This window comes from Pseudomonas sp. GW821-FHT09C09 (assembly GCF_059418105.1).
In genome coordinates, this window is the sequence record NZ_JBWKPF010000003.1 from 198238 (window position 1) to 212044 (window position 13807).

Here is a 13807-nt window from a genome sequence, read left to right on the forward strand (position 1 = left end):
CTCAAGGCTTCCACTTGGTGTGTTCCTGGCGCCATTGGCTCAGTTCGATGACCTGAGCGCTCGGCTTGGCCACTTCCACTACCGGCGGGGTATCGTCGAACGGTGCCGGGTAGGGCGCCAGTTCAATCTGCGCGCTGTGTGGGCCGAACTGGGTGATGGTGCCGTTGTGACGGGTTTCGCCGGTCACGGTGAATTCGAAGTTGTAGACCCGGGCCAGACGCCGACGGCCATTGGCATCCTTGATGAGACCGATCTTCTTTAGTGCCACGTTGCCGTCGAGCAGTTCGACGCCGACATTCACGCAATGCTGCTTGACCCGTTCCAGCGCCCGCTCGCGCAGGCCGTGGTTGTGCCAAAGCCACGCGCCGGCAACGGCGAACAGCATCAGCACGAAAATGTTTTCCAGGGTCAGCATCAACAAGAAACTCCAAAAGTTGGCATCAGCTTAACTGCGTCGCCGGTCTGTCGTACAGACTGTGTTTCGTCGCATACTGCGCGGCTTGAATTTCAATCGTTTTACGGAAAAACCCGAATGAAACGTACGCCTCATCTGCTCGCCATCCAGTCCCATGTGGTGTTCGGCCACGCCGGCAACAGCGCTGCGGTTTTTCCGATGCAGCGGGTCGGGGTCAACGTCTGGCCGCTCAACACCGTGCAGTTCTCCAACCATACCCAGTACGGCCAATGGGCCGGAGAAGTGCTGGCGCCGCAGCGGATCCCGGAACTGGTCGAAGGCATCGCCGCCATTGGAGAATTGGGCAATTGCGACGCGGTGCTGTCCGGCTATCTAGGCAGTGCGGCCCAGGGCCGGGCGATTCTCAGTGGCATCGAGCGGATCAAGGCGGTCAATCCGAAAGCCCTGTACCTGTGCGACCCGGTGATGGGCCATCCGGAGAAGGGTTGCAGCGTGCCGGCCGAAGTCAGCGACTTCCTGCTCGACGAAGCCGCAGCAGTAGCGGATTTCATGTGCCCGAACCAGCTTGAGCTGGACAGCTTCTCCGGGCGCAAGCCTCAGTCGTTGTTCGATTGCCTGGCGATGGCTCGGGCGCTGCTGGCGCGTGGGCCGAAAGCGGTGCTGGTCAAGCATCTGGATTACCCGGGGAAACCGGCGGAAGGCTTCGAGATGCTGCTGGTGACGGCCGAGGGCAGTTGGCATCTGCGGCGTCCGCTGCTCGCGTTCCCACGGCAGCCGGTCGGTGTGGGCGATCTGACGTCTGGCCTGTTCCTGGCGCGAGTGCTGCTCGGCGACAGTCTGGTGGCGGCGTTTGAATTCACTGCGGCAGCTGTGCATGAAGTGCTGCTGGAAACCCAGGCCTGCGCCAGTTACGAGCTGCAACTGGTGCGGGCGCAGGATCGGATTGCGCATCCGCGGGTGAAGTTCGAGGCCACGCCGATCAGCCTCTGATACGCGTCGGCTTCAATCGCGAGCAGGCTCGCTCCCACAGAGAAAACATCAACTGTGGGAGCGAGCCTGCTCGCGATAGCGGTCGTCAGATCGCTACAAATCTCAGGCGTCGCCCTTGATTTCCTGATAGCGCTTTTCCAGCTCCTGGCGAATCTGCCGGCGCTGCTGGGCCTGCATGTAGCGGCGTTTGTCTTCGCTGTTCTGCGGTTGCAGCGGTGGCACGGCGGCCGGTTTGCGCTGATCATCCACGGCAACCATGGTGAAGAAGCAGCTGTTGGTGTGGCGCACCGAGCGCTCGCGGATGTTCTCGGTCACCACTTTGATGCCGACTTCCATCGAGGTATTGCCGGTGTAGTTGACCGACGCCAGGAAGGTCACCAGTTCGCCGACATGGATCGGCTCGCGGAAAATCACCTGATCCACCGACAGGGTCACCACGTAGCGGCCGGCGTAGCGGCTCGCGCAGGCGTAGGCCACTTCGTCGAGGTATTTGAGCAGGGTGCCGCCGTGGACATTGCCAGAGAAGTTGGCCATGTCGGGGGTCATCAGTACCGTCATCGACAGCTGGGCGTTTCCGGGTTCCATAACGTTCTCACGGGTCAAGGCAGGGTTGCTGGAAGAAGCACCTCTGCGGGTGCCTGGTCGCTTTTCAAAACCACCGTTATCGGGACGCCGGGCAACTGGCCGCCGTCACGCCCGGATCGATCTGTTTCCATATATTGCACCGCCTTTCAGCCGGAAGTCGCGGTGTTACCCTGCAAAAGCCCACCCCAAGGGCGATTCCTACATCTAAAGCGGATTTTTACTCAGCTCGCCCAGACGTTTTCAGACGCCTGCCGCGAGCATCGTCATTCAAGGAGCCCACGCCATGCATGCCATCAGCTTTATTCAGGATTTGGCAGTGATCATGTTGGTCGCAGGCGTGGTGACCGTGCTGTTCCACCGTTTCAAGCAGCCGGTGGTGCTGGGATACATCGTTGCCGGCTTCATCATCGGCCCGCACACGCCGCCGTTCGGCCTGATCCACGACGAAGAAACCATCAAGACCCTCGCCGAGCTGGGGGTGATTTTCCTGATGTTCTGCCTGGGCCTGGAGTTCAGCCTGCGCAAACTGTTCAAGGTCGGCGCCACGGCGTTTATCGCGGCGTTCCTGGAAATCATCCTGATGATCTGGATCGGCTACGAAATCGGCCGCTGGTTCGACTGGAACATCATGGATTCGCTGTTCCTCGGCGCAATCCTGGCGATTTCCTCGACCACCATCATCGTCAAGGCGCTCAACGATCTGAAGATGAAGAACGAGCGCTTCGCCCAGCTGATCTTCGGCGTGTTGATCGTCGAAGACATTCTCGGCATCGGCATCATTGCGCTGCTTTCAAGCATCGCGGTCAGCGGCACGGTGAGTTCCGGCGAAGTGTTTTCCACGGTCGGCAAGCTCTCGCTCTTCATGATCGTCGCGCTGGTCGTCGGCATTCTGCTGGTGCCGCGATTGCTGGCCTATGTGGCGAAGTTCGAAAGCAACGAGATGCTGCTGATCACCGTGCTCGGGCTGTGCTTCGGTTTCTGCCTGCTGGTGGTCAAGCTCGAGTACAGCATGGTCCTCGGCGCGTTCCTGATCGGCGCGATCATGGCCGAGTCGCGGCAATTGCTGAAGATCGAGCGCCTGATCGAGCCGGTTCGCGACCTGTTCAGCGCGATCTTCTTCGTTGCCATCGGCCTGATGCTCGATCCGATGATCCTCCTGCAATACGCGTGGCCGATTGCGGTGATCACTGTCGCCGTGGTGCTGGGCAAGATGTTGTCCTGCGGCCTCGGGGCATTTATCGCCGGCAATGACGGACGCACCTCACTGCGGGTCGGGATGGGTCTTTCGCAGATTGGCGAGTTCTCCTTCATCATCGCCGCGCTGGGCATGACGCTTCAGGTGACCAGCAACTTCCTTTATCCGGTGGCCGTGGCGGTTTCGGTCATCACCACGTTGCTGACGCCGTACCTGATCCGCGCCGCCGATCCGCTGTCGATCAAGCTGTCCGCCGCCATGCCGCAGCGTCTCGGGCGGGTGTTCGGGATGTATGGCGAATGGCTGCGCAGTATTCAGCCGCAGGGCGAGGGCGCGATGCTGGCGTCGATGATCCGGCGGATTCTGCTGCAGGTCGGGGTCAATCTGGCGCTGGTGATTGCGATCTTCTTTGCCGGCGCGTTCTTTGCCGGGCGTCTCTCGACCTGGCTGCAGGCCTGGATCAGCGATCCGAGCTGGCAGAAGGCGTTGATCTGGGGTGGGGCGTTGCTGTTGTCGCTGCCGTTCCTGATTGCGGCCTATCGCAAGCTCAAGGCGCTGTCGATGCTGCTGGCGGAGATGGGCGTGAAGCCGGAGATGGCGGGGCGTCACACACAGCGAGTGCGCCGGGTGATCGCCGAAGTGATCCCGATCCTCTCGCTGCTGGTGATTTTCCTGCTGCTGGCAGCCTTGTCGGCCAGTATCTTGCCGACCAACAAGTTGCTGGTGCTGGTCGCCGTGGTCGCGGCCGCCGTGGCGGCGCTGCTCTGGCGCTGGTTCATCCGGGTGCACACGCGGATGCAGGTGGCCCTGCTGGAAACCCTCGACAATCACAAGGAATCGTCGGGGCATTGACCCGGCGGGGCGTCTGGCGGATCAGCTTTCCAGCCAGACGTCCCGTGCCCAGTGCCAGACCGACTCCCAGGACTCTTCGGTGATCAGCTCTTCTTCGCCGGACCACAGCACCACGGTGCCGTCTTCTTCGACGCAGTAGTAGTTGTCGCCGTCCTGGCAGATCGGGATCAGGTCGCGCGGCACACCGGCGTCCCAGGCATTGGCGGCTACATCCGGCAGGTAGGTGTGGGACTGCGGGTCGGTGACGGTCACCGGCTCCAGGCTGCCGTAAACCACATCGCTGACGGTCAGCAGAAATTCTTTGAAGACGAACGGGATGTTGATGAAGAGTTCTTCTTCGACTTCCACCAACTGGTCTTCGTCGGGCAACTCCAGGGGAACCGGTACGGGTTCGTTGGCTTCGCGCAGTTGTTCGATGATTTCTTCCACGTCCGGGATCCTCTTGCTTGAATGGCGCGGTTTATATGGGCCGGTTTATACAGTAGCTCGCTATAGATGCAACCGCGAAATAGAAAACCCCGGCCGAGGCCGGGGTTTTTATTGCAGCGGGTAAAACGTCGGAGGTGATCAGCCGTTCTGGCGGATACCGGCGACCAGCCAAGGCTGGTTGTCGCCCTGTGGACGTTCCATGTTCCAGCTTTCGCTGAACACTTCGCCCTGCTGGTCGAAACGCGAGGTCTTCGACACACCGTTGAAGGTCAGGGTGGCAATGGTCTTGTCCGCACGGTCATCCACACCATCCAGTTGTACCTGGAGGTTTTCGATGAAGGTGGACTGGAACGCATCGCCCAGTTCCGCGCGCTCGCGCTTGAGGAACTCGAACATTTGCGGAGTCACGAACTCGGCGATCTTGTCCATTTCGTTGGCGTCCCAGTGCTGCTGCAGCGCCTGAAAGTGGCTGCGGGCGGCTTCGAGGAAGCGCTGCTCGTTGAACCAGGCCGGTGCGTTGATCACCGGACGGGCGGCAGCCGGAGCGGCCGAACCACCGAAGATCGAACCCATGGCGGCAGGTTTCTGCTCGAACACTTCACGCTGCATCGGCGCACCGGCCGGCGCGAACTGCTCCTGCTGCTTGCGGCGACGAGCGGCGATGAAGCGGAAGATCACGAACGCGATCACGGCCATGATCAGGATGTCGAAGATCTGCATGCCCTGGAAGCCGCCGCCCATGAACATGGACGCGAGCAGGCCGCCGGCAGCGATGCCGGCCAGAGGGCCGAGCCATTTCGACGCGCCGCCAGCCTTGGCAGCAGCGCCCGCGGCACCGGCAGCACCGGCGGTCGCAGCCGCGCCGCCCATGCCTGGAGAAGAAGGAGCCATCTGGCTGGTCTGGTGCGTCGGCGCAGCGCCGGCGCTTTTGCCACCACCGAAGCGCTTGGCGTTGGCGTCGAGGCTCATCGTCAGGCCGATGCACAACGCCATGGCGATGCTAAGAAAACGTTTCATAAAGGGAATTCCCGTTTGTGGAGACACGCGCGCCATGTTGCACAGCTGAAGTGTCACTGGCTAGCGAGAGAGTGTTTCGGGCTTTTGCCTGACAGGTTACGTTCAGCTCGGTCGAGGCAATAAGGCCATGTACTTTTGTCTGTAGGAAAAGGAGGTAGTTTCAGTGGGAAATGGATCAGCGTCGAAACGCCAACATCACCACGCCCGCGGTGATCAGACCGATGCCGCCCCACTGGCGCAGGTCGAGTTTCTCGCCCAGCAGGATCACGCCGAGCACCGCCACCAGCACCACGCTGAGCTTGTCCACCGGAGCGACCAGCGAGGCCGGCCCGACTTTCAGTGCGCGGAAATAGCACAGCCACGAAGCCCCGGTACCCAGACCCGACAACAGCAGGAACAGATAGCTTTTGGCAGAGATCGATCCCAGGGACTGATATTGGCCCGTGGCGTACAAAATCAAGGCCAGACTGACGAGTACCACGATGGTACGCAGCAGGGTGGCGAAGTCGGAGTTGACGTTTTCGATGCCGACCTTGGCGAAGATTGCCGTCAATGCGGCGAAGGTGGCCGAGAGCAGGGCCCAGAATGTCCAGGAGGAAAAGAAGCCAGAGCCCATGGATGTTGTCCTGTCGGTAAGGGTTGCATGAATCCATGTGGGAGCGAGCCTGCTCGCGATGGCTGCACCGTGGTTTATCAGATAAACGCGGCGCTCCAATTCGCGAGCAGGCTCGCTCCCACAGAACAGCAGAGCCGGCGTTTAGATGGCTTCCAGCTTCGCGTAACCCAGCATCAGCCACTTGCTGCCTTCGCTGAAGTTCACCTGCACCCGTGCCTGAGCCCCGGCGCCCTCGAAGTTGAGGATCACGCCGTCGCCAAAGATCGAGTGCCGCACAGCCTGGCCGAGGCTCAGGCCGGTATCCGGTATCTCGCTGCCGCTGAACAGGTTGCTGCCGCTCATCGACTGGTTGCCGCCGAACGGTCGGCTGACGCTGTTCGACAGCCGCACTTCCTGAATCAGGCCTTTCGGCACTTCCCGTACGAATCGCGACACCTTGTTGTAGGTTTCGCTGCCGTACAGGCGTCGGGTTTCAGCGTAGGTCATCACCAGGTTCTGCATGGCCCGGGTGATGCCGACGTAAGCCAGACGACGCTCCTCTTCAAGACGTCCCGGTTCTTCCAGGCTCATCTTGTGCGGGAACAGGCCTTCCTCCATGCCCACCAGGAACACGTAAGGGAATTCCAGGCCCTTGGCGCTGTGCAGGGTCATCAACTGAATGCTGTCTTCGTGCTCGTCGGCCTGAGTGTCGCCGGCCTCCAGCGACGCGTGGCCGAGGAACGCCGCCAGCGGCGTCAGCTCTTCGTCTTCTTCGGTGTTCTCGAAGTTGCGCGCGGCGCTGACCAGTTCCTCAAGGTTTTCCACCCGGGCCTGGCCTTTCTCGCCTTTTTCCGCTTCGTGGTAGGCGATCAGGCCGGATTGCTCGATGACGGTCTGGGTCATCAGGTGCAACGGCATTCCGGCACACTTGGCGGCGAGGTTCTCGATCAGCTCGATGAATGCACCGAGGGCGCCGGCCGCACGACCGGTCAGGCCCTTGTTGGCCACCAGTTGGCGCATGGCTTCCCACATCGACACATCGCTGTGGCGCGCATGCTCACGAATGGCTTCGACGGTCTTCTCGCCGATACCGCGAGCCGGGACGTTGATGACCCGCTCCAGCGCCGCATCGTTGCCGCGACCTTCCAGCAAACGCAGGTAGGCCATGGCGTTCTTGATTTCCGCCCGTTCGAAGAATCGTTGGCCACCATAGATGCGGTAGGGAATGCGCTCGCGCAGCAAGGCTTCTTCCAGAACGCGGGATTGGGCGTTGGAGCGGTAGAGAATCGCGATATCGCTGCGAGCCAAGCCGGTTTTCAGCGCGCTTTCGATGGTTTCGACAACGTAGCGTGCTTCATCGTGTTCGTTGAACGCGGCGTACAGGTTGATCGCTTCGCCGTCGCCGCCGTCGGTCCACAGCTCTTTGCCCAGCCGCCCGGTGTTGTTGGCGATCAGGGCGTTGGCGGCTTTCAGGATGCCGGCGGTGGAGCGGTAGTTCTGCTCCAGACGGATGGTCTCGGAATCCGGGAAGTCGGAAGAGTACTGATGAATGTTCTCGATTTTCGCGCCACGCCAGCCGTAGATCGACTGGTCGTCGTCGCCGACCACCATCAGGCTGTCGCCACCCTTGCCCAGCAGGCGCAACCAGGCGTACTGCACGGCGTTGGTGTCCTGGAACTCGTCCACCAGAATGTGCCGGAAACGCTTCTGATAATGCGCCAGCAGGCCCGGATGGTCGCGCCACAGGTCGAGGGCGCGCAGCAGCAGTTCGGAGAAATCGATGACGCCGGCACGCTGGCAGGCGGCCTCGTAGGCCTCATAGATGCCGCGCATGGTGGCCAGGTACAGATCGCCGCTGGCCTGAATGTGCTGCGGACGCAGACCTTCGTCTTTCTGCCCGTTGATGAACCACTGGGCCTGACGGGCCGGCCAGCGCTGTTCGTCCAGCCCCAGCTCGCGGATCACCCGCTTGACCAGGCGTTGCTGGTCATCGCTGTCGAGGATCTGGAAAGTCTGGCTCAGCCCGGCTTCCTGCCAGTGCGCCCGCAGCAAGCGGTGCGCCAGGCCGTGGAAGGTGCCGACCCACATGCCGGCCGGGTTGATTCCCAGCAATTGCTCGATGCGGTGACGCATCTCGGCAGCGGCTTTATTGGTGAAGGTCACCGACAGGATCGAGTGGGGCGAGGCGTTTTCGACCTGGATCAACCAGGCGATACGGTGCACCAGCACTCGGGTCTTGCCTGAGCCGGCACCGGCCAGGACCAATTGACGACCAACGGGAGCCGCTACGGCCTGGCGTTGGGCATCGTTGAGGGAGTTCAGCAGAAGGGAGAGATCATCGCGCATCGGGGCATTCTAGGGTGCGCCGCAGGCCCGGGCAAACCGAGCTTTGCATTAGCCGATGAAAGTGCTGCCGATGACGACCGGTCGGTCACCGGCTACAGGCGTTGGCCCGCCTGGCGTCGGGGCTTTTGCGGGTGGCGGGAGGTCGAAAAGTTTCGGCGAAATTATGATCTGGAGCAGTTTGGCAAGTGGTTGGGCTTGTGTATGCTCCGTCCACGTTTCCGGGCGCATGCTCACACTTATAAGAACAAGAACGTTGCCTATGACCCTCAGCTTCGACCTGTCGGGCCCCTCTGTGGAACCCCGGGTGATCCGCAAGCATTACGCCACCCAGATGGCGGTCGAGCGCACGCGCCTTCTATATCAGGGTTCGCTGTTGCCCACCCTGTTCATGTTGATCAATGGTCTGGTCTGCGCCGGCCTGCTCTGGAGTCCGCAGCGTTACTTCGTGGTCAGCGTCTGGCTGGTGTGGCTGCTGTCGCTGGTGGCGTTGCGGGTGATTCAGGTCGCTGCGTTCGATTCAGCGATCCCCGACCGCCAGGCCCAGCCGATCTGGGGTCGGATGTTCCTGCTCGGTTCGACCATGACCGGCCTGACTCTGGCCGGGGCCGGCATCGCCCTGGTCCCGGCCGACAATTTCATGCAGCAGGCGTGGGTGTTCGGCCTGATCGGCGCCGCAACCCTGTCGGCCAGCGTGGCCTACGCCGTGAGCATTCCGGCCTTTCTTTCCTTTACCTTGCCGTGCTTGCTGCCGGCCATCGGCTATTTGTTCTGGGGTGGTGACGAACTGGCGCGGGGCTGGGGCTGGCTCGGACTGATCCTGCTCGGTTCCCTGAGCGTCGTGGCGTGGCAGGTCAACCGATTGATCGACCGTGGCTTGCTGCGGCGCTTTCAGAACCAGCACCTGATCGAACACTTGCAACAAGCCCAGTCTCGCAGCGAACTGCTCAATCAGGCGTTGGCGAAGGAAATCGAACAGCGCCGCTGCGCCGAAGCGAAGTTACGCGAAGCCCAGGTTGAACTGGAGGACCGGGTGGCCCAGCGCAGCCGCGAACTGGATGCCGCCAACCAGGCCCTGAGCAAAAGCGAGGCACGCCTGGCCCTGGCGTTGAAGGCCAGTGAGCTGGGGCTGTGGGACTGGAACCTGCAGACCGACGAAGTTCACCACACGCAGATTCAGGAACTGTTCGGCCTGGATCCGGAATACGTCACCGGGCTGCTGAGGCATCTGCGGCCACGCTTGCACCCGGAAGATGTGCCACCGCTCAAACGGGCGTTGATCGAGCATCTGAAGGGGCGCACCGAGGATTATCAGATCGAATACCGCGTGCGCCATGGCGACGGTCACTGGGTCTGGATCGAAGACCGGGGACGCGCGGTGGAGCGCGACGACAGCGGGCGGGTTATTCGCATGGTGGGCACCCGGCGCGACATCAGTGTCAGCAAAAGTCTGGAGGCCCAGCAGCAATTGGCCGCGACGGTGTTCGAGGCCGCCAGCGAAGGCATCGTGATCCTCGACCCGAATTATTCGCTGATCGCCATCAACCAGGCCTTCAGCCGGGTTACCGGGTATGACATCGATGACATGCTCGGGCGTAACGTCGTCGAATTGCCGTGCAGTCGTGACGCTCGGCGGCACTATGTTGCTATCCGCCACGCGCTGGAGCAGCACGGCAGCTGGCAGGGCGAACTGGTGGAGACCCGCAAGAATGGCGAGCTCTATCCACAGTGGCTGCAATTGAATGCGGTACGCGACAGTCGGGGAAATGTAAGTCATATCGTGGGCTTCTTCGCCGATCTGTCGGCAAGACGCGAATCCGAAGAGCGTATGCGTTATTTGACGCACTACGACGAACTCACCGGTCTGGCCAACCGTTCGCTGTTCCGCGAACGTCTGCACGAAGCGCATCAGCGCGTGCGGCAGGGCGGGCGGCGGAGTCTGGCGCTGCTGCACATCAATCTCGATCGCTTCAAGTTGCTCAACGACAGTCTGGGTCATGAGATAGCCGACCAGTTGCTGCAGAAAATGTCGCGGCGTCTGGTCAGTGCCTTGCCGGAAGCCGACACCATCGCCCGGTTGTCCGGCGACGAGTTCGCGGTGCTGTTCGATGCCTACGGCAATCTGTCGAGTCTGGCGCGGGTCGCCACGCGGTTGTCGGCCAAATTGCGCCTGCCGCTGACGGTGGAAGGGCATGAGCTGGTGGTCAGCGCCTCGATGGGCATCAGCATGTTGCCGGACAACGCCCGGGAGGTTGCTGCGCTGGTCAGTCAGTCGAACATGGCGATGCAACATGCCAAACACCTGGGCGGCAACAATTTCCAGTTCTACACCGACAGCCTGCAAGCCAGCACGCTGGAGCGTCTGCAGCTGGAAAACCAGCTGCGCAAAGCCATCGAGGACAAGCAGCTCAACGTCTTCTATCAACCGAAACTGTGCCTGGCGACCGGTCGTCTCAACGCCGCCGAAGCGCTGGTGCGCTGGGATCACCCGACCATGGGGCGGGTGCCGCCGGGGGACTTTATCGGTCTGGCAGAGGAGACGGGACTGATCGGGCCCATCGGCGAATTCGTCCTGCGCCAGGCCTGTTGGCAGGCCTGCGAATGGCAGCGGCAGGGGTTGGAGCCGATCCGGGTTTCAGTGAACCTGTCGGTGCATCAATTGCGTCAGGGCAAACTGGTCAGTCTGGTGCGCCAGGTGCTGGAGGAAACCGGGCTGGCGCCGCACTACCTCGAGCTGGAACTGACCGAAAGCCAGTTGCTCGACAGCGTCGAACACATCATCGCCACCTTCCAGCAACTGCGGGACTTGGGCGTGAAACTGGCGATCGACGATTTTGGCACCGGTTATTCGTCACTGAGCTATCTGAAGCGGATTCCGGTGGATTACGTGAAGATTGATCAGGCGTTTATTCGCGGGTTGGGGGAGGGCAGCGAAGATGCAGCGATCACTCGCGCGATCATCGCCATGGCCCATGGCTTGTCCTTGAAAGTGGTGGCCGAGGGCGTCGAGCGGCCGGAGCAGCTTGAGTTCTTGAAGGCTGAGGGTTGCGACGAAGTGCAGGGGTATCTGATCAGCCGTCCGGTGGAGGCTGCCGGTCTGGCCGGGTTGTTGCGCCAGCAGGAAATTCCCCGGTAAAGGGCTACATGCAGTGCATGTCGCCTGATCCGGGGCGATCCAGTTACGCATTGAGCAGGCAAAAAGCCGATTCATGTAGTATAACTACAAGCTTGCTACATCCCCGGCATCTGGCCAAAGCACATCTTTCCATAACAAGAGTCCAGCCCCTTGAATCTGCTGCAACACATCGCCCAGTCACGTCACCTGTTACGCAAGTCGGAGCTCAAGGTCGCCGACCACGTGCTGCTTGACCCTGCGGCAGTGATGCACAGTTCCATGGCCGATCTGGCCCACAGCGTCGGCATCAGCGAGCCGACCATCGTGCGCTTCTGCCGTGCCATCGGCTGTTCCGGTTTTCAGGATCTGAAACTCAAGCTCGCGCAAAGCCTCGCGGCCGGCGCCAGTTTCGGTCAGTTCGCGATCCATGAAGACGATTCCGTCGCCGATTACAGCCTGAAGATTTTCGACACCACCCTGCACACGCTGATGGAGGTTCGCGAGAAGCTTGATCCGCTGGAGTTGCAGCGAGCGGTGACGCTGATGTCCCAGGCCCAACGTGTCGAGTTCTACGGTTTTGGTGCGTCGGGCGCGGTGGCGGCGGATGCACAGCACAAGTTCTTTCGCTTGCTGCTGACGGCGGCGGCCTATTCCGACCCGCACATGCAGGCGATGTCGGCGGTGACCCTGAAGCCGACCGACGTGGCGATCTGTATTTCCCAGTCCGGTCGCTCCAAGGACCTGCTGATCACCGCCAACCTGGTGCGCGAGAGCGGTGCGTCGCTGATCACCCTGTGCCCGAGCCAGACGCCTTTGGCCGAGCTGTCGACCGTCAACCTGGCGATCGACGTGCACGAAGACACCGAAATCTACACGCCGCTGACCTCGCGTATCGCCCACCTGGTGGTGATCGACGTGCTGGCCATGGGCGTGGCCATGGCGCGCGGGCCGAGCCTGGTCAACCACCTCAAGAGCGTCAAGCGCAGCCTGCGCAGCTTGCGGCTGTCGCCAAAATCGGTGAAAGCGCTGGATGACTGAGTAGTCATGGGGTGAAGGCAATCTTCATCTGCCTGTAACCCCGACGCAGCCAAACCGTCATCCCTCGCGCCTATCGTGAAACTCCCGTAATCGCCTTGGGAGACTCGAAATGGCTCAGCCTTACGAAGAACGCAACAGCGCCGCGAAAACCCGTCGTCAGCAGGAAGACCAGCGCCGCATGGAATTCCGCCGCGCCATCGAAGATCGCTTCGAACTTCGTCAGCTTCAGACCGAAATCAGCGATTTTCCCGAGGACATCGAACTCAACTACTGGCAGGCAGCTCCCGTAGCTTCCCGTCGAAGCGCTCAACCAGCGCGCTGATCTGCACCCGTTCGCTGCGGATAAACGCCAGGAAGGCGTGCGCCACCGGTGACAGGCGCTTGGCCTTGGCCTGCACCAGGCACCAGCTGCGAAACAGCGGCAATTCTTCGACCGGCAGCTCCACCAGGCCGCCGGTCGCCAGCTCCAGGTTCAGGGCGTGGCGCGTCAACAGTGCTACGCCCAGACCCGCCAAAACGCACTCTCGCTGAGCTTCAGCCGACGCCACTTCCTGGGTCTGAGTGAAGTGCACGCGCTTCTCTTTGAAATACTCTTCACAGGCCAGACGCGTTCCCGAGCCGGGCTCGCGAATCAGCAATGTGTACGGCTCAAGGTCCTGCAGGCGCAGCGGTCCCATGTGTGCCAGCGGATGGTCCGGTCGGGCGGTTGCGACGATCGGGTTGTTGAGGAAGGGGAGGAACTCCAGGCCCATGTCCTGCGGCACCATCGACATGATCACCAGGTCGTCGCGGTTGTCGGAAAGGCGGCGGATGACCTGGCCGCGGTTGACCACCGTCAATTGCAGGTTCACCTCCGGATGCTGGCGCTTGAAGGCTGCGAACAGGTGCGGCACGAAGTATTTGGCGCTGGACTCCACCGCCAGTTTCAATTGGCCCTGCAAGGATCCCTGCATGTCCGACAGCTGCATGTCGAGATTTTCCAGGCGGCCGAAGATGTCTCGGCTGGCGCGCTGAAGTGCTTCGGCAGCCTCGGTCATGTAGAGTTTTTTGCCGACGTAATCGAACAACGGCTGCCCGATCAGCTCTTCGAGCTGACGAATCTGTAGGCTGACGGCCGGTTGTGTGAGAGACATTTCCTCGGCTGCGCGGCTGTAGGAACGTAAATCACACACTTCATTGAAGATCTGCAATTGACGCAATGTCATACGCATCAAGGACTTACGCATTTTCTAC

At 61.4% G+C, this 13807-nt stretch carries 12 protein-coding genes; 5 read left to right on the forward strand and 7 right to left on the reverse strand.

Annotated elements, in window-relative coordinates:
* Window position 1: 1 nt before the first annotated feature.
* Entirely contained in the window at window positions 2-415 is a 414-nt protein-coding gene (locus tag AC07NR_RS10620) for a DUF3301 domain-containing protein (RefSeq protein ID WP_248740356.1), read from the reverse strand.
* A gap of 117 nt (window positions 416-532) precedes the next feature.
* On the opposite strand from AC07NR_RS10620, the gene pdxY reads away from it, so the two are divergent.
* The gene (gene pdxY / locus AC07NR_RS10625; RefSeq protein ID WP_495078536.1) at window positions 533-1405 is read left to right on the forward strand and encodes a pyridoxal kinase PdxY; all 873 of its coding nucleotides are present in this window, start codon (window positions 533-535) and stop codon (window positions 1403-1405) included.
* A 102-nt stretch (window positions 1406-1507) separates the two neighbouring features.
* Here pdxY and AC07NR_RS10630 read toward each other — a convergent pair whose 3' ends face one another.
* Complete coding sequence (locus AC07NR_RS10630) at window positions 1508-1990, reverse strand: acyl-CoA thioesterase (protein WP_003229693.1); 483 nt, start codon at window positions 1988-1990, stop codon at window positions 1508-1510.
* A 283-nt stretch (window positions 1991-2273) separates the two neighbouring features.
* Between AC07NR_RS10630 and AC07NR_RS10635 the strand changes: the two genes are divergently transcribed.
* Window positions 2274-4037 carry a cation:proton antiporter gene (locus AC07NR_RS10635; protein ID WP_495078537.1) on the forward strand — a complete coding sequence of 588 codons (1764 nt, stop codon included), beginning with the start codon at window positions 2274-2276 and terminating at the stop codon, window positions 4035-4037.
* Window positions 4038-4058: 21 nt separating this feature from the next.
* Here the strand turns inward: AC07NR_RS10635 and AC07NR_RS10640 are convergent, their stop codons facing one another.
* The 4 genes from AC07NR_RS10640 to uvrD all read right to left on the reverse strand — a co-directional run bounded on the left by AC07NR_RS10640 (window position 4059) and on the right by uvrD (window position 8424).
* The gene (locus tag AC07NR_RS10640) at window positions 4059-4466 is read right to left on the reverse strand and encodes an SMI1/KNR4 family protein (protein ID WP_007995855.1); all 408 of its coding nucleotides are present in this window, start codon (window positions 4464-4466) and stop codon (window positions 4059-4061) included.
* Window positions 4467-4604: 138 nt separating this feature from the next.
* Window positions 4605-5483: a Tim44 domain-containing protein gene (locus AC07NR_RS10645; RefSeq protein ID WP_305834496.1), complete on the reverse strand. Its 879-nt coding sequence runs from the start codon at window positions 5481-5483 to the stop codon at window positions 4605-4607.
* A gap of 175 nt (window positions 5484-5658) precedes the next feature.
* Entirely contained in the window at window positions 5659-6099 is a 441-nt protein-coding gene (locus AC07NR_RS10650) for an EamA family transporter (protein ID WP_016984014.1), read from the reverse strand.
* Between the two features lie 141 nt (window positions 6100-6240).
* Window positions 6241-8424 (reverse strand): DNA helicase II, encoded by a 2184-nt coding sequence (gene uvrD / locus AC07NR_RS10655; RefSeq protein WP_495078538.1) that lies wholly within the window; start codon window positions 8422-8424, stop codon window positions 6241-6243.
* A gap of 259 nt (window positions 8425-8683) precedes the next feature.
* On the opposite strand from uvrD, the gene AC07NR_RS10660 reads away from it, so the two are divergent.
* The 3 genes from AC07NR_RS10660 (at window position 8684) to AC07NR_RS10670 (ending at window position 12896) form a co-directional block, all read left to right on the forward strand.
* Window positions 8684-11557 carry a putative bifunctional diguanylate cyclase/phosphodiesterase gene (locus AC07NR_RS10660; protein WP_495078539.1) on the forward strand — a complete coding sequence of 958 codons (2874 nt, stop codon included), beginning with the start codon at window positions 8684-8686 and terminating at the stop codon, window positions 11555-11557.
* 150 nt (window positions 11558-11707) lie between these two features.
* Window positions 11708-12574, forward strand: coding sequence for a transcriptional regulator HexR (gene hexR / locus AC07NR_RS10665; RefSeq protein ID WP_007954250.1), 867 nt, complete (start codon window positions 11708-11710; stop codon window positions 12572-12574).
* A gap of 109 nt (window positions 12575-12683) precedes the next feature.
* Window positions 12684-12896, forward strand: a complete 213-nt coding sequence (locus AC07NR_RS10670; protein ID WP_248740361.1) for a PA3496 family putative envelope integrity protein — start codon at window positions 12684-12686, stop codon at window positions 12894-12896.
* Here AC07NR_RS10670 and AC07NR_RS10675 read toward each other — a convergent pair.
* Window positions 12838-13800 carry a LysR family transcriptional regulator gene (locus AC07NR_RS10675; protein WP_085708793.1) on the reverse strand — a complete coding sequence of 321 codons (963 nt, stop codon included), beginning with the start codon at window positions 13798-13800 and terminating at the stop codon, window positions 12838-12840. The genes AC07NR_RS10670 and AC07NR_RS10675 overlap by 59 nt on opposite strands.
* Window positions 13801-13807: the final 7 nt, after the last annotated feature.